We start from the raw sequence: 17,859 nt of genomic DNA, 5'->3' as shown, positions 1-17,859 counted from the left end.
AAGCCACGCTTTGGTTGAAGTCATATTAAGTTACATTGATTTATTTGAGATTAATTCTCATTACCGTATGTAGCGCTCACACTCTCCTCCAGTTGAGGCTTCCATCGTGCGCGCATATCCGACCTTTCGTTCCAAGCCTGCCCGCCGCCCCCATCATCTGGCCTGTCTTCTGCTTGCTGGAACCACGCTTCCCGTATTCGCTTATGCAGCGGCAGATCCGTCCATTGCCCCACAGACGGCGCCTCAAAAAGCTGCGCATGTTTCGAAAGCACCGGCATCAGCCATCCCGAATGATGAAGAAATCATCGTCAAGGCCAAGCGCCGGAACCAGATGGAAGTCACAAGCGGGGGGCAGCTTGGTGTTCTGGGAAACAAGAAAGGCCTGGATGTGCCTTTCAATATTCGCAGCTACTCCTCCAGCCTGATCCTGAACCAGCAGTCCCAGACGCTCGGACAGGTTCTGGAAAATGACCCGTCCGTTCGCACCACGTATGGATATGGCAATTTCTCGGAAATGTTCGTCATTCGTGGCTTTGCCGTGAACGGAGACGACGTTGCCATTAACGGCCTGTACGGCATCACCCCCCGCCAACTTGTCTCGCCACAGCTTTATGACAGTGTGCAGGTTCTGAACGGAGCCAGCGCGTTCCTCAATGGAGCTGCTCCGGGTGGGTCTGCCATTGGCGGCAACATCAACCTGATGTTCAAGCATGCAACGGATGCACCGATCACGCGCCTGAGCGCGGGTTATACCAGCAGTGCAATGGGCGACGGCAGCATTGATGTTGGACGACGCTTCGGAACGGACAAGCAGTTTGGTGTGCGCCTGAATGTCGCGGGCCAGTCCGGTGAAGACTCCATCAATAACGAATATCGTCACTCGACGGCTCTGGGTGCCGATTTTGACTGGCGCAGCCGGGATAACCGCACGCGTATCTCGATGGATATGAACTATCAGAATCAGGGCGTGGATGGCGGCAGGCCTGCGATCTTTCTCAGCAGTACAGCCACATCCGTGCCACGCCCGGCTTCCCCATCCCATAATTACGGTCAGAAATGGGCCTATAACGATCTGAACTACATCTTCGGCATGCTCAACATCGAGCATGATCTTTCGAAGAACGTCACCCTGTATGGCGCATTCGGCGCGCTGCACGGCGATGAGAAAGGTAACTACTCAAGCCCCACAATCACAAACTCCAGCACCGGCGATGGAACGGCCGGGGCCATGTATGTGCCATATTCGCAAACCAACGAAAGTACCCGTGCGGGTGTCCGGGCCCATTTCCGCACCGGGTTCATCAAGCACGAGATCAATGCAGGTGGCTCCGCACTCTGGGAAGATACGGGTGCCGCCTACTCCATGGCGCTCACATCTCTGAACACAAATCTGTACAACACACCCAGAGTGTCCTCTCCGGCTGAAACCTATGTCGGCGGCGTCTTGGACAATCCACAGACAACCAGTTCGACGCAGCTTTACAGTCTGTTCTTCTCAGACACGATGACGTTCCTGAAAGGCCGCGTCGCGCTGACAGGCGGCTTCCGTTATCAGAACATGCTGATCAACGCGTATGACTACAGCACGACTGGCCGCGGCGCGCTTTCGTCCCATTACGATCAGGATGCCATTACGCCTGTCGTCGGGCTGGTCATTCACCCGACACGACAGACATCGCTCTATTTCAACCGGATCGAAGGGCTGTCCCAGGGGCCGACCGCCTCAGGAAACGTCGTCAATCTGGGGGAAGTCTTTCCGCCTTACAAATCCACCCAGTACGAAGTCGGCGCGAAATATGACATCGGACGGTTCAGCGCAGGACTGGCATTTTATCAGATTTCACAACCGAATGCTTATTCTGAAGCACTGGGAACGACAGGCAGTTATGTCTACCGCGTGGACGGTCTCCAGCGAAACCGGGGCATGGAACTGACCGTCAATGGCGAGATCCTTCCGGGCCTGCGTTTCAACGGCGGTGGCACGCTTATTCAGGCGTCCCTGCGCCGCACGGCCGGAGGCGCTTACGATGGCAATACGGCGATTGGCGTTCCCAACTATACGATCAATGGCAATCTGGAATATGACCTGCCGTTCCTGAAGGGTGCGACCGTTGTTGGGCGTGTCGTCAATACAGGCAAGCAATGGGTCAACGAGACCAACACGCTGCATATCCCGGTCTGGACACGCTTTGACGTCGGCGCCCGCTATACGTTCACGACCTATCACAAGCCCGTCACGCTACGCTTCGGCATCGATAACATCGCCAATACCCGGTACTGGTCTTCAGCTTTCAACGGCTATCTGCTTCAGGGTCTGCCCCGGACCTTCAAGTTCTCCTTCACGACCGATCTCTGATTTCACTTCAGATCGCGGGGACAAAAAAACGCGCCACCTTGATCGGGTGGCGCGTTTTTCATGTCTGCTCTTGGCTGTTGCTCAGAACGTAATGCCCGTTTCAAAATCAAGCAGCAGTGCATTCTTGTATCGGTTGGTGCCACCCGGGTGCATGAGGTACTGCGCGCCAGGACGAATCACGAGCCAGGGTGTTGGACGCCAGCCATAGTTCAGTTCGATGGCATGTTCTTCGGACGGCTTGTAGATACCCGTGGCGCCCGCCGCCTGCATCTGGCGAGCCCAGATGGTCAGCTTCGGGTTCACCCACAGCATTTTCATGCCAAGGCTGATCGTATCGTTAGGCCGGTTCCGGAAAGTCCCCTTACGCGTGATGCCCCACGTGATGAAGTAAGGTGCAATCGCCGTGCGCGGATCACCCCAGGTGAACGAACCAAAGAAGGATGTTCCACGGTTCGGATCAGCCTTGTCACGCTCCAGCATACGATCAAACTGGAACCAGCCACCAAAACGGCCGCGAACCTGCTGGGTCGGTGCCGAAATCAGATATTCCGTCGGAACGCCGAACGTTCCAAGCTGGCCATAGACATTCTTCACCTGCGAAGAATCCCAGTAACCGCCAATCTTGATATTGGTCTGGAGCGGACCGCTGTAATCGTCCTTGCCACCCTGGTGCCAGCCAAGCTGGAACGGAACATATGTGCCCGTTGCACCATGGAGATTCATCTTCCAGCCGTTATGCGTATTGGCGATGGTCGGATCGACCGAATACGCGCCGAACTGGATCAGGTAATGATTGTTTCCAGCGGGGTAAAACTTCACCCACGCACCCGGATGCGCCGTCGGATAATATCCATAGCCCGAGTTCATCGCGACAGACTGAGGCATACCGCAGATGGCGTTGGACTCGAACTGGCAGTACTGGCTCATACCCCAGTACATGGAAGACTGTTCGAAATCGTTCTCGGTATTGATTTCGCCGACTTCCGTAGAGACATACCGGTTCCACGGCATTTCCCATGACAGCCGGGTCAGACGAACGGTTTCACCCGAGCCGAAGATCTGCTGCGGACTATCAAGCGCCGGGAGCTTGGCCCCAATACCCAGACCCTGTCGGGCCGTGCTCAGGAAGTGGAAGAGACCAAGGTTCCAGCCAGTCAGCCGCTTCAGATCAAGGTCAATATTCAGACCAAACTCATCCGCATAGCGAACGGTCTTGGCCTTGCCACCCATCGGGTTACCTGCACTGTCCTGCAGGAAGTGACCGCCGATATTGATACCTTTTTCCGTAAGCCAGGTTCGGTAGCCGCCCCAGTCACCCGTCATGGTGCTTTGCGTCAGCCAGTCATGAAAGCTGGCCGGAAAGAAACGGTTCTCCGTCGTATCTGAAGGCTGTACGTCTGCCAGATGCGAGGGGGTCGGCGCAGGTTTGACCAGCAGAGGGCTGGGCTGGATGGACTTGGTCCGGAGCACCGGATGACCGGCGCTGTTGTGGGCACGGGGCTGCCCTGCCGGTGGCTGGTCGGACGCAGAAGCCGTCTCGGCGTGTGCAATCTGGAATGTGGACAGCGCCGTGCTCAAAAGACAGGCCGTCGCCAGAGCCTTCGTCAAACCGCTTCTAAACCTCTGCATCTTTTCCCGCGTCTCCCTCTGGTATCGCCTGTAGCCGAAAATCCTGAATGACTTTCCCATACAGGCCGATACCGGTCCGGAATAGAGAGAGGAAGACGGTTGTTTTCCTAATCAGACAGCTTCGAGGTTTTAAGACAAAGCATGTCCAATGATTTTCCTAGGTTTTCTCCCGAATTACAAAAGTTTCACGTCTGCGACGTCGACGAAAGTTTCCTGTTCACAGTTATGTGTTGTCGATCCCAACGGCGCGTCAAAGGCTCCACACACGCCAGAATCACAACAATCGCAACGGCAATTTCACAGAGTGTCCGGAACAGCCCGGCGTAAAGAACATTGCCTGCAGACGTACCGACATCGGCTGGCATGGCGGCCTCGTTCGCAATGACACTCCCCACATACATGGCAATGCCCCAGAGCAGATAAAGCCCACCCATCATAAAACCACCCAGTCGGGCGGGTGCATAACGGGCAATAATGGCGAGCCCCAGCCCGTTGGTGAGGAGTTCTGCGAAGGACAGCAGTCCGTAGCCAACAACCATGATCCAGGGAGAAACAAGCCCCTTGGTGGTGGCCGTCGCGAACCACCAGACACCAAAGGCCAGGGCAACCATCGCGTACCCAATCAGCATCTTGCGGGCGATGGACAGATCCCGCCCCTGTGCACCAAAGCGATTATACAATGAGGCTAACACAGGGCTGAGTGCCATGATCCAGAGCGAGTTCAGAGCCTGAAACTGCCCGGCAGACATATGAAAGAGCGTCACACCGGCAATCTTGAAGTCACCCGAAACATCCCGAAGCGCATACAGCGTCAGGGACGTGATCATCTGCTGATAGTAAATCAGATAAATCGTCCCTTGCAGGGACAGCATGTAGGTCAGCTTCAGGCCAGGACGTTCTTCCACAGGGGCCCGGAAGTACAGCACAGCCCATATGACAGCCAACCCAAGGCCCGCAATGACAATGCAAAGTCGCGCCAGACCATCGCGGCTCAGAACCCATGCATTGAAGACGGTCAGAAGAAGCAGTCCCAGCCCGACCAGACCAAAACGGCTGAGTGGGACAGCCTTCTGCTCGATCGCGCTCGCCGTATAATCTAGCCAGTTGGACCGCCATAAATAATAGAGTAGCCCGATCACCAACCCACCGGAACATGTGGCGAAGGCGACGGGGGCGCCATAATGCACCTGTAGCCAGGGTGTCAGCAGCATGGACACTGTCGAGCCGACATTCACAGACATGTAGTACAACGTGAACGCCGCATCCAAGGCAGCATCATCGCCTTCGTAGATGCGCCTGACCAGATTTCCAGCATTGGGTTTAAACAGGCCATTGCCCGTAGAAATCAGAGCCATTGCCAGCAGAAGAAGCGTCGTTGAATTTAGAGACGCAGCAAGGCAGGCATAGCCGAGAGCAAGGGAGATGGTCCCCATGACAACGGTCCGCCGTGTTCCGAGAATGCGGTCCCCCAGAACGCCGCCCAGCGCTGGCGTAATATATGTCAGAGCGGAAAAGGCGCCCATCATCAGGTTGGCCGCCGTGTCCGCCATCCGGAGCTGCTGCACCATGAATAGCGTCAGGACAGCCTGCATCCCGTAATAGCCGAACCGTTCCCACAGTTCGATGGCCAGCACGACAGTAAAAGCGCGCCGGCGCTGCGCCGTCGGCGCCTGGACGGCGGTAGAGGAAGAAAAGGACGCCATGAAATACCCGTCAAAAGCAAAGACGGGCCTTACCTTACGGCAAATGCCACTCCCCGGCGAGGACGAGAGCATGCGCTCCGATAATGCTCAGAGCCACAACGAAGATAATGGCAAAAATCCCGCCAATGATCTGCCGCCATGGCCAGTCTGGCAGGCGCGCCTTCGCGCGCCGGACCATTCCCATCCTCAGGCCTCCTGAGCAGCGAAAAAGGCTTCAAGCTCAGGCGACACTGTGCCGATGTGAACCTGAAGGGTTACAAACAGATCGCCCGCCGGATGCTTCTTGTCTGCACCAACACCGCGCCCTGCCAGCCGCAGAACTTTCCCACTATCAGAATGCTTGGGCACCTTGACTGCCACATCACCTTTCGGCGTCGACACAGTCACCTTGCCGCCAAGAACAGCCGTCCGAAGATCGACATTCTGGGTCATACGAAGGTTACGCCCATCGCGGGTGTAACGCTTGTCAGGTGTAACACTGATGGTCAGGAGCGCATCGCCCGGAACACCGGGCTGCCCATCCATACCCGGCCGACCCGGTGCACCTTTACCCCGGACACGCAGGGTCTGGCCGTCTTCAACACCGGGAGGCACGCGCACTTCCGTATGCCCCCCTTCTCCCAGAGCGAGATCCAGTGAGGTGCCAAGAACTGCCTGTTCAAAACTGATCGTGACGGCGAAGCGTCGGTCTGAACCTTTGGAGGCACGCCGTCCGGCAGAGCCGCCGGGGCGGAAGTCCCCACTGAAACCGCCACCGCCGAACATATCCGAGAAGAATGCGCCTAGGTCTTCCTGGTTGAAATTCCCCTGGAAGCCGTGTGCGCCACCGCCCGGTCCACCGCCAAACCCGGCACCACCGAACGGTCCACGTTCCTGCCCGTCAGCATCGATCTCACCACGGTCGAAGCGCTCGCGCTTTTCCTTGTCCCCGATGATGTTATAGGCCTGACCTACAGCCTTGAATTTTTCCTCGGCGTCCTTGCTGTCAGGATTATGATCGGGGTGATACTGCTTGGCCAGCTTCCGGTATGCGCTGCGGATTTCCTTGTCCGTCGCCGTCTTGGAAACACCGAGAACCGAATAAGGGTCTTTCATCTCACCTCCGCATCATCTGCCGGGCCATCATCCAGCAGGTCAATCAGGACTGCGATAACAACGTCACGCGCAAAGCCCGCCTTAACGCCATCTGCAATCAGGCTTTCCAGCCTAGGGCTGAGGTAATCCTCAGCCGGATGTCCATCCTGTGCCATATGTGTTGTTCCTCCGTTATCCACAGATGTGTGACGCCAGTGGCGTTGGGTCAATGATTGAGGACAAACTCTGCAATATGCGGGACAAGTTTTGGGTCCAGAGGCACGGTTGAGTCTGTATAGGCCTTCATAAAATCCGCTTTGTCCGTGCCTTGCACATCCTTCAGCATATGATTGGCGTCGGGAAGATAAAGTGCGTCTGCTTTTGGCGCGGCAGCCTTGAGAGGAGCGAAATCGGCTACCGGACTGATCTGCGCGTCCCGCCCCCCCTGAACCAGCAGCATAGGGCCTTGATAGGCGGCGGCCAGTTTCGCCGGATCATAATGCATTTCATCGATGAGGTAATGCTGAACGGCTGGGCGGAAAAGGGTGCGCAGGCCCGGATGCAGCGTCTGTGGATCAACAGTTTTTCCTGCCTCAAGGTCATTCAACGCTCCATCAATCTGGGGCAGAATAACTTGCGCGCCGGGAGCAGCATGGAGCTGACTCCGGAGGACTTCCCCCGGTGGCCGCCCCTGCGCCGACAGCAGGATCAATCCGCATAAGGGCTTCACCGAGGACGCAGAAGCGAGGGCGACAAGGGCCCCTTCACTATGGCCTGCCACCCACACACAAGACACCCCAGTCTGATGCTGGATCGTGTTTATCCAACTCTGCACATCCATAACGTAATCATGAATTGTGACGTTATTCGCATCTGGAATAGCTCGGGCACTTCCAAACATACCCCGCTTGTCGATGCGGACGGAAGAAATTCCATGTTCTGCCAGCCCTTCTGCAAGAAGGCGGAGCGTTGCGGGCTTTATGGAGGTAAGACTGTTTCCGTTTCGGTCAGTCGCGCCAGAGCCGGGAATCAGAAGAACAACAGGTTTTTTCGCTCCCGCATCAAGGAAGGTTCCTGCGAGTACACCCTGCGGACCCGGCGCCTCGACAGACCTTTCCTTGGCCGCCAGCGCAGTCGAAGGCAGGAGTGTCATCACCCCCAAAAGCAGCAGGTAATGGCGGAAACGATACATCTCAGTCCCCTTACGTGACGCACCGAGAAATCTGCCACGGGAAACCACGCCCCGCCACGTTTTTCACTCAGCGCGTAAAGGCACGCGCCAGAGCGTTCTGCTTCCCGATTTCAACCGGCAGACGCGTATCCGTGAGCTCACGTCCCTGCCAGCCGGCGCCCATTTCCGTGTAGAGCGAAATAGCATCCCGCAGGCGGGCCGTACGGCCAACAACAGCCTGATCCTGTGCGGTCAGGGCTGTCTGCTCCGTGGTCAGAACATTCAGATAGCCCGTCAGACCTGCACCAAACAGCTTCTGCGCCCGATCGCGGGCCAGTCCGGAGTCCCGGGCTGCATCTTCGAGCTGGCTGACCAGTTCATTATCGTGCCGCCAGTCACCGAGAGAGTCTTCGACTTCCTCAAACGCCTTGAGCACTGTCTTGCGATACGTCAGCCGGCTGGCTTCTGCTTCCGCACGCGCCTGGGCAATCTCCGCCGTATAGCGACCACCATGAATGATAGGCAGTGATGCCATCATCATGAAGCTCCAGGCCATGCCGCCCATCTGGAACGCCTGATAGGCGGCCGATGCATTGGGATTAAAGGTCAGCGGGATCATGAACTTCGGATAGAGGTTCGCGACCGCTACACCTACTTGCGCAGTATCGGCGGCATAATGAGCCTCTGCCGCGCGGATATCCGGACGATTGGCCAGAACGATGGATGGCAGAGACGCTGGGAATGTCGGCACAGTCGGAAGAGGACGACGGACATCCAGCTCTTCTTCCAGCTTACCGGGCATTTCACCCAGCAGTACGGAAATCGCATGGATCAGACGCTCTTCCTGAGAGTGAAGAGGAGCCAGCCGTGAACGTTCGAGATGCTCTTCCGTCTGCGCCTGGGCCACCGCCAGCGTATTGCCAAGACCGTGTGTGTACAGCTTTTCCGTCAGTTCGCGCGAACGCTGCGCCACATCAATGCTGCGTTCGGTAACGGCCAACCGCTCCTGCACGCCCCGCAGTGAGACATAGTCCGAGGCAAGTTCAGCCAGCAGGGAAAGCAGAATGGCGCGCCGGTTCTCGATGGACTCTTCAACGAGCCTCTTACGCTCTTCCACCTGCCGGGAAATATGGCCGAACAGATCGATTTCCCAGCTCGCACGGGCGCCGTAGGTCAGGACAGATGCCTGAGGCCGGTTGGCAGTATTACCCGGCCGGAGCGGCCAGTTATCGACATTGATGGAATAACGGTCATCACCACCGCCCATGGCCGCATCAAGCTGCGGATACCAGGCCGCCTGCGCCTGCCGGCGGACAGCCCGTTCCGAAATAATGTGCTGCGATGCAATCTGCAGATCGTAGTTGCCTTTGATGGCCTGCTCGACCAGCTCATTCAGCATCGGATCGTGAAACTGGGCCCACCAGTCCTTCATGTCCGCTTCCGTGCGGGCAATCTCCTCTGCCGTTACTGAGTGAGGCTGCTCCACAAAGGAGTCTGGCACCTTGATCCTGTCTGGCTTGAAGTTTGGCCCAACGGTGCAGGCCGTAAGCGACAGACAGGTACTGAGAGCAAAGGTGAGGAGTTTGCGGGACATGATCAGAGATGATTCTGCAGCCAGGTGGTCAACTTGCCACGAGCGCCGGGCGTCTCGCGGCCGATCGTGACAGTCGCGGTCATACCGGCCGCAAGGGTGATTTCCGGCGGAACGTTATCCAGTTCCAGACGGACCGGAATACGCTGTGCCAGACGGACCCAGGTGAAGATCGGGTTTACATCCGGCAGGCCAAGGCGGTCTGAGACGCCATTTCGGTCATTGATACCGCGGCCAATGCTGACGACGTGTGCAGGAAGGATCTGCTTGTAACCCATCAGCTTCACCCGGGCTTCATCACCGACATGCACGCCGTGCATCTTGGTTTCTTCGAAGTATCCGTTGATCCAGTAGCTATGGGCGTCAATCACGGCCAGACCCGGCTGGCCGGCATGGGCGTAGTCACCGACCCGGAGGTTCAGGTTGGTGATATAGCCGTCAACCGGCGAATAGACGGTCGAACGTTGAAGATTGAGCAGGGCCGTATTCAGTTCGGCCTTCGCTGCATTCACCTTGGCGCGCTGTGTCTCAACATTTGAGTTGAAGTCTTCCTGCTCTTCCGCAGAGACAATGCCACCCAGCCCCATACGGCGCTTGGCGTCCGAAGAGCGGAGCTTCAGATCTTCGTCTGCGCCTGCAAGACGGGCGCGGGCCGCGTCGATATCAAGGCGGAAGCGGACAGGATCAAGGACAAAGAGCGGATCACCACGATGAACAAACTGGTTATCCACGACAGGGACAGAGACTACAGTCCCTGAAACTTCAGGGGCCGCATCTACAACGTAAACGCGAACCCGGCCATCTCTGGTCCAGGGGGCGAGAACGTAAATGTCCCACATGGTCCGGCCAAGGCCGATAGCCATGGCGAGGACAATCAGAGTCAGCAGAACGCGGATCACACTGCGGGTCCAGTTCATAGCCGACCCCTCCTAGACGTAAAGGATGAGTAGACAGAGAACACAGACATAGAGCGCTATTTCAAATAGAGCGACGTGCCAGAACCAGCTCAGGGCGCCGGTTCGCCACAGAATGCTTCTCAACAGCAATGTCACAAACACTGCTGCAACGGCATAGATTGAGAGGGGTGCGACAAAGACGCCGAAGAGATTGACTTCCGTAAGCATCAGGCTGTGACCTTGCTGCCAACTATCGGACTGTTCGGCGAACTTTCCACGGGACTCCTCGCAAGTCCGTGACGACTCCCACAAGGGCGTGATCACGGTACAGGCGAAGTCCTTACGCCATTAACCTACGGGTGGCCAGATGGCTTTGACAAAAATCAGTCATAAAATGTCTTATTTGGAATGACTGAAAAAACTTCTGATGAGAGAGAAGAGTTTTCTGCCAGTAAACCGCCCTGCCGGCCCAAGCAGCAGACCCGTCACCGCTGTAATTGCAATCGACTGCTTGAGTTCGACAAGTTTGCGGTCGCGCAGGATGCGAGCTTCGATTTCTACCACATCCGGAATCGACCATGCTGCAAGCACGGCAAAAATCAGAACGAAGAACAGATCCACACCAATAACGCACAGACTGGCTTTCACGTAGCTCAGTCCTGCGACGCTGATGAAGAACGCCCACAGGAAGCCATGGAAAGAAATGGCTGCGAACAGCAGAAAAACGACTGCGACCAGAGCGCAGGCCACCCGCCGACCGATTCGCATCGCGGAACGTGAGAGGATCTGGCCTTGGGCGGACAGGACTTCCTGACCGAGTTCGAGAGGCTTCATGGAGGGTCGTTCGCCTTTATTCTTAACAGGACGGGTGCAGGTCTACCCGGTCGCCTGCTTCCCGCCTGAAAAGGTTACGTGCCGATTACTTGGAGAAACGGCCCGCCAGGAAACCGACCACAGCAGAGATCAGAACAGCGGCAATAGGCCGCGACTGCACACGCGTTGATACGTTTTCGATCTCATGATCCGTGATTTTACGGGCATTTGCAACGGCGTGTTCCGTGCGATCAGCAGCCTGCAGAAGTGCCGGGCTGACATAATCGTTCAGGATCTGCTCAACCTGCTTGCGAAGGCTGTCAATCTGCTCCTGCGTCGTTTCAGCAGCGACTTCGATGTTCTTCTTGACGGTGTCACGGCTCATGTTCAAACCCTCGTTGCAATTAAAGTAGGGGCCTGGGAATCAGACCCTGTATCTTTCTTCAAACGCAAAACCATCATCAGAGGTTGCATGCCCCGCCCACCCGGCGCTCCACTTACCAGTCCCCGACGTCAGACCGCTCCCCGCGCTCCACTGGCCTTGCAGCTTGAGGCTTTCCGGCCGGGTTTGCAGGCGGATGCCTTTGATCTGGCGGTTTCACAAGGTGAGACGGTAACGGCGTACGGAACAGATGCTGCAGCCCTTTCTGATATTTTGGATCTGATTGCCGGTTTTTCTCCTCCATTGGGTGGACGAGTTCTCGTGCAGGGCACCGACATCACATCGCGACCGCCCGGGCAACGCGGGGTGGCTTTGATCAGCCCGCGGGATCCTTTGTTTCCGCATCTGGATGTGCAGGCCAATATCGTTTTTGCGCTTCGCGCACAGAGGCAGAATCAAGCAGAAGCTCAGGCTGGCGCAGGCCGTACGATGTCTCTTCTCGGCCTGGACGGCTTGGGAAAAGCCCCCCCTCAAACGCTTTCGCCCGAACAAACCTTGCGTGTCATGCTTGCAAGAGCATTTGTCACGTCTCCAGCTATCCTCCTGCTGGACAATCCATACGCTGCCCTGGATGCACAGGCGGCACGGCGCATGGCGTCCCTGCTCTCCAAACTGGTACGTGCACGAGATCTCAGCATTCTTCAGACAGTGCCCAATAAAGAAGACGCATTGCGATCGGGAGGGCCTATCGCCCTTTTCCAGAACCAGACACTTCTTCAGTTCGGACCTGCGGCGGATCTTTACGACCAACCTGCGGGCGTCGAAGTTGCTACATTTTTTGGAGACGCGAATAGCCTGACAGGACAAGTCCTCGATATCGGGGACGATATTGCCCGCATCCAGCTTGCATGCGGAGGTATCGTCGAGGCGATCGCCTCAGAAAGCGAGTTGGCAGAAGGGCAGGCCTGCCTGGTCTGCGTCCGTCCTGACAGGATTTCTCCATTTTTCGGCACACAATCCCTTGGACTTGAGGACGAAGACATGCCTCCCGTCCGAGGCACACTGACAGATACTGTGCATCTGGGTGATCATATCAGGATGCGGATCCGATGCCCTGACGGAACCGAAATCGAACTGCGCCGTCCCCCTCTTCAGACACAAAAACTACCCCGCCCGGGTACTGCTGTTCAGCTTGCATGGCCAGCGGGGCATGCGACGGCCTTTCCGCTTCGGCCCGACCTGTATTAAAGTGCCGCCGTTTTAGGGTGAGTTCGTGCACCCGCCCCGTTTTTGCTGAACAAGGATCATCTTCTGTCCCGGCCCGCCTCCCCTCTGCGACAAACGCTCCCGATCTGTATTCGGGCGGGTCTCGGTCGTGCTCTACGCCCTGTGCGATTGCTGACAGGTCTTCTGCTCTTCCAGTGCCTTCCCCTCACTATGCACGCGCACGCCACGACATCCGGCTCTTTTCACGGAGCAACCGGCGGCGTTGAGAAGTTTTTCTCACATATTGGCCAAAGCGTGACGTCCGTCTTTTCAGCCCCTGAAGCCTCGGCTCATGCGCACAAACATTCCAAAGCGCGACATGTGACAAAACGCCGAAAAGCAACGAAACCAAGCGCGCCTCCGCCGCCCGGATGGGGCGTTCCAGAAGGAACCGTGGCCGCTAATGCCCTTGCAGGAACGGATAGCACCGTTCGGCTTATTGAGTGGGATGGCCAGCGCCCCACACTGGACGTCGGTGTCCATGCCTCCAGAGCAGACTGGGCCGCAGTGCTGCTGGATGGCAGTCAGCTTGCTGACGCCTGCCAGAAAAGCTGGGTCCGCGCTCTGGCGGGAAGCACAACATGCGGCCTCCCAGGCGGCCAGAGTACTCTTGCCCTCGCCTGGGACCGATCCCGCCTGCCTTCCGCGCCCAACTGGAAAGATTTCTGGGACGTCGCACGCCATCCGGGGCGCCGAGGCCTGCGTATGGGCGCCCGGACCACTCTTGAAATAGCCCTCCTCGCCGATGGTATTGACCCGAGGGATATTTACACGGCCCTCTCCACACGGGCGGGTGTAGATCGTGCATTTCATAAGCTGGATCTGTTGCGCCCTTATGTTGTGTGGTGGAAAACACCTGACGATGCGGCCCGCATCATGGAGCAGAGCAGCGCACTGATGACCAGCGCTCCCATGACGGAAATTTCCAGCGTCAGCGCAAAGGTCAAGGCAGGTCCAGCGTCTTCGCTTTTCGTCGCCCAGCCTGACGTTGTGCTGCGCACCGCTCTTTACTGGGCCATTCCAGCCAATACACCAGAGGATGTTGCCAGAAAAACGCTTGAACGTCTGAACACGACGTCTCCCCATCTGGATGACACCCCGGACAGTGCAGCCGACCCGAATGGGACGATATTACCGGTCAACGAAGCATTCTGGACCAAATACGGAGACCAGTTGGAACAAAGATTCCAGGACTGGTACGGCAGCAACCCACAATGATGGCACTCTCAATGCGCCTTCATCTGGCGCCGCTTCTTCTCGGTCTGTTTCTGGGGTGTGCTGTTATCGGGCTATTGATGCGTCTGCTGCCCGCCAAACATGTGCGACTACTCGGGTTGTTGGTGCTTCTGCCTGGACCAGCACTCGCATTCGCGATTCCTGAACTCCATAAAGCAGGTGTCGCTTTCACCGGGCGATATTACGATATTCTGCAGGGTGGATTGATATCCCCTGCTGTCATGCTTCCTTTCGGAGCCACGCTTCTGGGTCTGCCTGTCGGCACAACGCGGGCAGCAATCGGACTGGGAGCCAACTTCGCAACCCGAGCACGCCTGATCTGGTTGCCCCTTTTGCTCCCCGCGACGCTCCTGTCATTCACAATGGCAGTTCTACTGACGGTCGGGTGTGTGATACTGGATCGTCCATGACGTCCGTACTTCCTTTCTGGCAGACTACGCCTCTGGACCAGATGACGCCCGAACAATGGGAATCCCTGTGTGATGGATGCGGGCGCTGCTGCCTGAACAAACTGCGCGATGAAGACACGGATGAGGTCGTTTATACAACGGTCGCCTGCCGGCTTCTGGACACACAGACCTGCCGATGCACGAGTTATCTCAAACGCCATCGGAAAGTCCCGGACTGCATTACATTGACGCCGGAACTCCTTGCAGACATCGACTGGCTTCCCCCAAGCTGCGCCTACCGACTACTGCGTGACGGCTTTGACCTGCCTGAATGGCACCCTCTTCGCAGCGGCACCCGCGACAGCGTCCACACGTCCGGGGCATCGGCTGGCGGTCGCTGCATCAGTGAACGGCGCGCGGGCTCATTGGAAAATTACATCGTGGATTGGCCAGGAGAGTGGCCCGAGAACTCGCCACCCTGCATGTCCTTAAAGCAGTCAGACTAGAACGCCTTTCATGCTCCCACCGACCGTCCCCCTTGTCTGGCGACGTTCGAAACGTGCACGCCGCATGACCCTGCGAATTGATGCCATGCAAGGAAGCGTCGTTCTGACATTGCCGGATCGCACAAGTCGCAAACAGGGGCTGCTGTTCCTCCAGCAGCATATGAACTGGATTTCGTCCTCCCTCGCCTCGTTGCCGGAAAGGCCCATTCTGGCGAATGGGCATGACATCATGATCGAAGGCAACCTCGTTCCCATTCTTCATGAGCCAACCGCACGTCGCGGCGCTTGGCTCGACAATGACGGACTTCATGTCAGCGGGGATGCCGAACATACCGAACGCAGGGTTCGGGATTTCTTGCTCAAGCTTGCAAAAGATCGGCTAAGCACTGCCGTAAAACGCCAAAGCGAGAAAATGCAGCTCACCCCTTCGCGCCTTGATCTCCGGGACGTTCGAACACGGTGGGGCAGTTGCACCCGACAGGGCCGCATCATGTTGAGCTGGCGACTGCTTATGACGCCGATCGAAATCCGGGACTACGTTATCATCCACGAACTCGCACATCTCAGACATTTTGATCATGGGGCTGATTTTTGGGCTCTTGTTGATCATTTTTGCTCAAATGGTCGATCAGGACGTCTTGCAGCGGAGCGCTGGTTGCGCGAAAACGGGACCGCCCTGCTGCGCGCAGCATGAGGCGTGTGCGAGCTTGGCGGAATGGTAGACGCACGAGACTTAAAATCTCGAGTCCGTAAGGGCGTGCGGGTTCGAGTCCCGCAGCTCGCACCACATCTAAGTTATTGAAAATAAACGGCTTTTAGGGTTTTCAACAACCCGGAGCCCCCATTCTTCTACAAAGGGCTTCTACAAAACGAGCCCTGTTGTGCTGATTCGTCTGCAATCCGGTTTCCATTTCAGACGCGGGATTCCCGTTCGTTTTCGGCCTGCTCTGGGGAAACGGGAAATCTGGCACTCTCTGGAAACCCTCGACAGAAATCTTGCCAGAACCCGTGCCTGTGCCATGTATGGACTGACCTCTCAGCTTTTCGAGTGCATCAGTCTGGCCATGTCTTCATCGGAAGAAACATCCTCGCTCAACAAGGCGGTTGAGACCTTTCAGGAGGCTCTGGCCACATCTGACCTGCATCCTGTCCAGCAGGACCTGTTCCAGTCCATTGTCCAGACCTACGACAGTGAGATTCAGGCTCTCAAGGCTCGCTATAAAACCATGAATGCCGAGCATCTTCTGGCACGCATGGAAGACCATCAGCGAGTTTCCAGCGTTCTTGAAAAGATTGGTCCCGAAATCAATGCCCTGACCGACACCATTCACAAACTAGGCAAGGACAAAAGAAGCCCGGGTGAAGAGGCCGTGACAAAGTTGTCAGAACAGGTGGCCGCACTGACCGCGGAAACCAGAACATATACGCAGGTCAATCTGCATCTACGAAACGTTCATTAAGGACGGCAAAATTTTTCGTTGGCAATGCAGGCAATAGCTATCCCGCATTTTGTAACGTCAAAGAAGTGGTAAGCCCAAGTTCTCACGCAGAGTACGGCCAGCATATTCCCGACGCAGAAGCCCACGTCTTTGCAGTTCGGGAACAACCAATGTCACGAAATCATGGACACCATCCGGAGCAGACGTGAACATGATGTTGAAGCCATCTGAAGCTCCCGTCCGGTACCAGCCTTCCATATCATCCACAATGGACTGAGGCGTCCCCACAAGAATACGATGGCCGCCTTTTGTGAAAGTTTTGAGGACATCCTTGGTCGTAGGAGCTTCGCGCCTGATCCAGTCCACAATAAGAGATTGTCGGCTCTTGTGACTGTTGGTCTCTTCCACGTCTTTTAGTCGGATAGGTTGTCCGTCTGGCCATTGAGACAGATCAATTCCCAAGCTGGCATAAGCCGAGAAGCTTCGAAGGACTTCCCCTCGGTTCAAATAGCTTAGATAGGTTTCGAATTTCCCACGCGCTTCGTCCTCTGTGCGTCCCACAAAAGGCGCTAACCCAGGAAGGATCCGCAAGTGCGCGCCTGTCCGGCCGTAGCGCCGTGCCCGATCCAGAACATCTGCCCTGTAATCCCGGCCCGCAGCAGGGTCATATTCTGCCGTGTAAATGACTTCACCAATGCGCGCCGCCAGTTCCTTCCCTGCCCCGGACGCACCTGCCTGCGCCAAAACGGGACGGCTCTGGACCGGAGGCGGCGCATTCAGCGGACCCGCGACACTGTAAAAGCGCCCTTTATGATTGAGGGGGTGAACCCTGGCAGGGTCGAGCCATTGACCGCTTTCCTTGTCCCGCAGGACAGCATCCGGTTGCACGCTCTTCCATAGCCCAGTCACGACATCCACGAACTCATGCGCGCGCTCATAACGCTCCTGATGATCGACATGTCGTGGCAGATTGAAGTTTTCGCCTCCACCCGTCGCAGTCACGACATTCCAGCCAGCGCGTCCATTACTCAACCGATCCAGCGAGGCGACACGCCGGGCCACATTATACGGCTCATTGAATGTTGTGCTGGCCGTGCCAATCAGGCCGATATGCCGCGATGTGACCGCCAGCGCAGACAAAAGCGTAAAAGTGTCCCATCGAGCCAGCGCAGGCGTGTCAGCAATCGCTGAAGGGTCAGGGATAGGCAGCACGTTGTCATACAGAAAGATGCTGTCAAATCGGCCCTGCTCCAGCAAATCTACATAGGAGCGATACCGTTCAAAACTGATATCCGCGTCAACATCTTCGCCCGGTGCCCGCCAGGCATCTCCGTTCGTGGCGGAACCGGTCAGATACGCTCCAAGTGCGAAGCTGCGGCCTGGTGAATAAGACATCTGCAACCCTTTT

At 56.8% G+C, this 17,859-nt stretch carries 19 protein-coding genes and 1 tRNA gene; 9 read left to right on the top strand and 11 right to left on the bottom strand.

Annotated features, from left to right (window positions below; genetic code table 11):
• Nucleotides 1-106 precede the first annotated feature (106 nt).
• Nucleotides 107-2,356: a TonB-dependent receptor gene (locus GFR01_RS08485; RefSeq protein ID WP_099182063.1), complete on the top strand. Its 2,250-nt coding sequence runs from the start codon at nt 107-109 to the stop codon at nt 2,354-2,356.
• 81 nt (nt 2,357-2,437) lie between these two features.
• Here the strand turns inward: GFR01_RS08485 and GFR01_RS08480 are convergent, their stop codons facing one another.
• On the bottom strand, nt 2,438-3,985 hold the full coding sequence (locus tag GFR01_RS08480; RefSeq protein ID WP_099182062.1) for a carbohydrate porin: 1,548 nt from the start codon (nt 3,983-3,985) through the stop codon (nt 2,438-2,440).
• Between the two features lie 185 nt (nt 3,986-4,170).
• Nucleotides 4,171-5,688, bottom strand: a complete 1,518-nt coding sequence (locus GFR01_RS08475; protein WP_099182061.1) for a peptide MFS transporter — start codon at nt 5,686-5,688, stop codon at nt 4,171-4,173.
• Nucleotides 5,689-5,758: 70 nt separating this feature from the next.
• On the opposite strand from GFR01_RS08475, the gene GFR01_RS16115 reads away from it, so the two are divergent.
• The gene (locus GFR01_RS16115) at nt 5,759-5,887 is read left to right on the top strand and encodes a hypothetical protein (RefSeq protein WP_276327977.1); all 129 of its coding nucleotides are present in this window, start codon (nt 5,759-5,761) and stop codon (nt 5,885-5,887) included.
• Here GFR01_RS16115 and GFR01_RS08470 read toward each other — a convergent pair.
• The 8 genes from GFR01_RS08470 to GFR01_RS08440 form a co-directional block, all read right to left on the bottom strand.
• Nucleotides 5,875-6,783: a DnaJ C-terminal domain-containing protein gene (locus GFR01_RS08470; protein WP_099182060.1), complete on the bottom strand. Its 909-nt coding sequence runs from the start codon at nt 6,781-6,783 to the stop codon at nt 5,875-5,877. The genes GFR01_RS16115 and GFR01_RS08470 overlap by 13 nt on opposite strands.
• Complete coding sequence (locus tag GFR01_RS15720) at nt 6,780-6,938, bottom strand: hypothetical protein (RefSeq protein ID WP_023943580.1); 159 nt, start codon at nt 6,936-6,938, stop codon at nt 6,780-6,782. Before GFR01_RS15720 ends, GFR01_RS08470 begins: the two co-directional genes overlap by 4 nt.
• 50 nt (nt 6,939-6,988) lie before the next feature.
• Nucleotides 6,989-7,954 (bottom strand): alpha/beta hydrolase, encoded by a 966-nt coding sequence (locus GFR01_RS08465; protein WP_099182059.1) that lies wholly within the window; start codon nt 7,952-7,954, stop codon nt 6,989-6,991.
• Between the two features lie 67 nt (nt 7,955-8,021).
• Nucleotides 8,022-9,527, bottom strand: coding sequence for an efflux transporter outer membrane subunit (locus GFR01_RS08460; RefSeq protein WP_099182058.1), 1,506 nt, complete (start codon nt 9,525-9,527; stop codon nt 8,022-8,024).
• 2 nt (nt 9,528-9,529) lie between these two features.
• Nucleotides 9,530-10,441 (bottom strand): HlyD family secretion protein, encoded by a 912-nt coding sequence (locus tag GFR01_RS08455; RefSeq protein WP_063903355.1) that lies wholly within the window; start codon nt 10,439-10,441, stop codon nt 9,530-9,532.
• A 12-nt stretch (nt 10,442-10,453) separates the two neighbouring features.
• On the bottom strand, nt 10,454-10,648 hold the full coding sequence (locus GFR01_RS08450) for a DUF1656 domain-containing protein (protein WP_007284708.1): 195 nt from the start codon (nt 10,646-10,648) through the stop codon (nt 10,454-10,456).
• 171 nt (nt 10,649-10,819) lie between these two features.
• Entirely contained in the window at nt 10,820-11,254 is a 435-nt protein-coding gene (locus GFR01_RS08445) for a hypothetical protein (protein ID WP_063903354.1), read from the bottom strand.
• 85 nt (nt 11,255-11,339) lie between these two features.
• Nucleotides 11,340-11,618 carry a hypothetical protein gene (locus tag GFR01_RS08440; RefSeq protein WP_063903353.1) on the bottom strand — a complete coding sequence of 93 codons (279 nt, stop codon included), beginning with the start codon at nt 11,616-11,618 and terminating at the stop codon, nt 11,340-11,342.
• Nucleotides 11,619-11,705: 87 nt separating this feature from the next.
• Here GFR01_RS08440 and GFR01_RS08435 point away from each other — a divergent pair, with 87 nt between their 5' ends.
• The 7 genes from GFR01_RS08435 (at nt 11,706) to GFR01_RS08405 (ending at nt 16,472) form a co-directional block, all read left to right on the top strand.
• Complete coding sequence (locus GFR01_RS08435; protein WP_099182057.1) at nt 11,706-12,863, top strand: ABC transporter ATP-binding protein; 1,158 nt, start codon at nt 11,706-11,708, stop codon at nt 12,861-12,863.
• A 42-nt stretch (nt 12,864-12,905) separates the two neighbouring features.
• Nucleotides 12,906-14,099 (top strand): extracellular solute-binding protein, encoded by a 1,194-nt coding sequence (locus tag GFR01_RS08430; RefSeq protein ID WP_244902214.1) that lies wholly within the window; start codon nt 12,906-12,908, stop codon nt 14,097-14,099.
• Nucleotides 14,096-14,527: a hypothetical protein gene (locus tag GFR01_RS08425; protein ID WP_063903351.1), complete on the top strand. Its 432-nt coding sequence runs from the start codon at nt 14,096-14,098 to the stop codon at nt 14,525-14,527. The genes GFR01_RS08430 and GFR01_RS08425 overlap by 4 nt, the downstream gene beginning before the upstream one ends.
• Nucleotides 14,524-15,012 carry a YcgN family cysteine cluster protein gene (locus GFR01_RS08420; protein ID WP_063903350.1) on the top strand — a complete coding sequence of 163 codons (489 nt, stop codon included), beginning with the start codon at nt 14,524-14,526 and terminating at the stop codon, nt 15,010-15,012. The genes GFR01_RS08425 and GFR01_RS08420 overlap by 4 nt, the downstream gene beginning before the upstream one ends.
• A gap of 10 nt (nt 15,013-15,022) precedes the next feature.
• Nucleotides 15,023-15,706 (top strand): M48 family metallopeptidase, encoded by a 684-nt coding sequence (locus GFR01_RS08415; RefSeq protein ID WP_099182056.1) that lies wholly within the window; start codon nt 15,023-15,025, stop codon nt 15,704-15,706.
• A 7-nt stretch (nt 15,707-15,713) separates the two neighbouring features.
• Nucleotides 15,714-15,799 (top strand) — tRNA-Leu (locus GFR01_RS08410).
• A gap of 94 nt (nt 15,800-15,893) precedes the next feature.
• A complete protein-coding gene (locus GFR01_RS08405; protein WP_244902213.1) occupies nt 15,894-16,472 on the top strand; it encodes a DUF6538 domain-containing protein in 579 nt (192 codons plus the stop codon).
• A gap of 57 nt (nt 16,473-16,529) precedes the next feature.
• On the opposite strand, the gene GFR01_RS08400 is transcribed toward GFR01_RS08405, so the two are convergent.
• Nucleotides 16,530-17,846 carry an LLM class flavin-dependent oxidoreductase gene (locus GFR01_RS08400; protein WP_099182055.1) on the bottom strand — a complete coding sequence of 439 codons (1,317 nt, stop codon included), beginning with the start codon at nt 17,844-17,846 and terminating at the stop codon, nt 16,530-16,532.
• Between the last annotated feature and the right edge of the window lie 13 nt (nt 17,847-17,859).

This window comes from Gluconobacter frateurii (genome assembly GCF_002723955.1).
GTDB lineage: Bacteria > Pseudomonadota > Alphaproteobacteria > Acetobacterales > Acetobacteraceae > Gluconobacter > Gluconobacter frateurii.
The sequence above is the reverse complement of the archived record's forward strand: the minus strand, read 5'-3'. Positions and strand labels throughout refer to the sequence as shown.

Excerpts from the sequence above, each read along its gene's own strand:
- GFR01_RS08480 (WP_099182062.1), bottom strand. The coding sequence starts at position 3,985 with ATGCAGAGGTTTAGAAGCGGTTTGACGAAGGCTCTGGCGACGGCCTGT.
- GFR01_RS08420 (WP_063903350.1), top strand. The coding sequence starts at position 14,524 with ATGACGTCCGTACTTCCTTTCTGGCAGACTACGCCTCTGGACCAGATG.
- GFR01_RS08425 (WP_063903351.1), top strand. The coding sequence starts at position 14,096 with ATGATGGCACTCTCAATGCGCCTTCATCTGGCGCCGCTTCTTCTCGGT.
- GFR01_RS08460 (WP_099182058.1), bottom strand. The coding sequence starts at position 9,527 with ATGTCCCGCAAACTCCTCACCTTTGCTCTCAGTACCTGTCTGTCGCTT.
- GFR01_RS08400 (WP_099182055.1), bottom strand. The coding sequence starts at position 17,846 with ATGTCTTATTCACCAGGCCGCAGCTTCGCACTTGGAGCGTATCTGACC.
- GFR01_RS08415 (WP_099182056.1), top strand. The coding sequence starts at position 15,023 with ATGCTCCCACCGACCGTCCCCCTTGTCTGGCGACGTTCGAAACGTGCA.
- GFR01_RS08475 (WP_099182061.1), bottom strand. The coding sequence starts at position 5,688 with ATGGCGTCCTTTTCTTCCTCTACCGCCGTCCAGGCGCCGACGGCGCAG.
- GFR01_RS08450 (WP_007284708.1), bottom strand. The coding sequence starts at position 10,648 with ATGCTTACGGAAGTCAATCTCTTCGGCGTCTTTGTCGCACCCCTCTCA.
- GFR01_RS16115 (WP_276327977.1), top strand. The coding sequence starts at position 5,759 with ATGCGCTCCGATAATGCTCAGAGCCACAACGAAGATAATGGCAAAAAT.
- GFR01_RS08435 (WP_099182057.1), top strand. The coding sequence starts at position 11,706 with ATGCCCCGCCCACCCGGCGCTCCACTTACCAGTCCCCGACGTCAGACC.
- GFR01_RS08455 (WP_063903355.1), bottom strand. The coding sequence starts at position 10,441 with ATGAACTGGACCCGCAGTGTGATCCGCGTTCTGCTGACTCTGATTGTC.
- GFR01_RS15720 (WP_023943580.1), bottom strand. The coding sequence starts at position 6,938 with ATGGCACAGGATGGACATCCGGCTGAGGATTACCTCAGCCCTAGGCTG.
- GFR01_RS08465 (WP_099182059.1), bottom strand. The coding sequence starts at position 7,954 with ATGTATCGTTTCCGCCATTACCTGCTGCTTTTGGGGGTGATGACACTC.
- GFR01_RS08440 (WP_063903353.1), bottom strand. The coding sequence starts at position 11,618 with ATGAGCCGTGACACCGTCAAGAAGAACATCGAAGTCGCTGCTGAAACG.
- GFR01_RS08445 (WP_063903354.1), bottom strand. The coding sequence starts at position 11,254 with ATGAAGCCTCTCGAACTCGGTCAGGAAGTCCTGTCCGCCCAAGGCCAG.
- GFR01_RS08470 (WP_099182060.1), bottom strand. The coding sequence starts at position 6,783 with ATGAAAGACCCTTATTCGGTTCTCGGTGTTTCCAAGACGGCGACGGAC.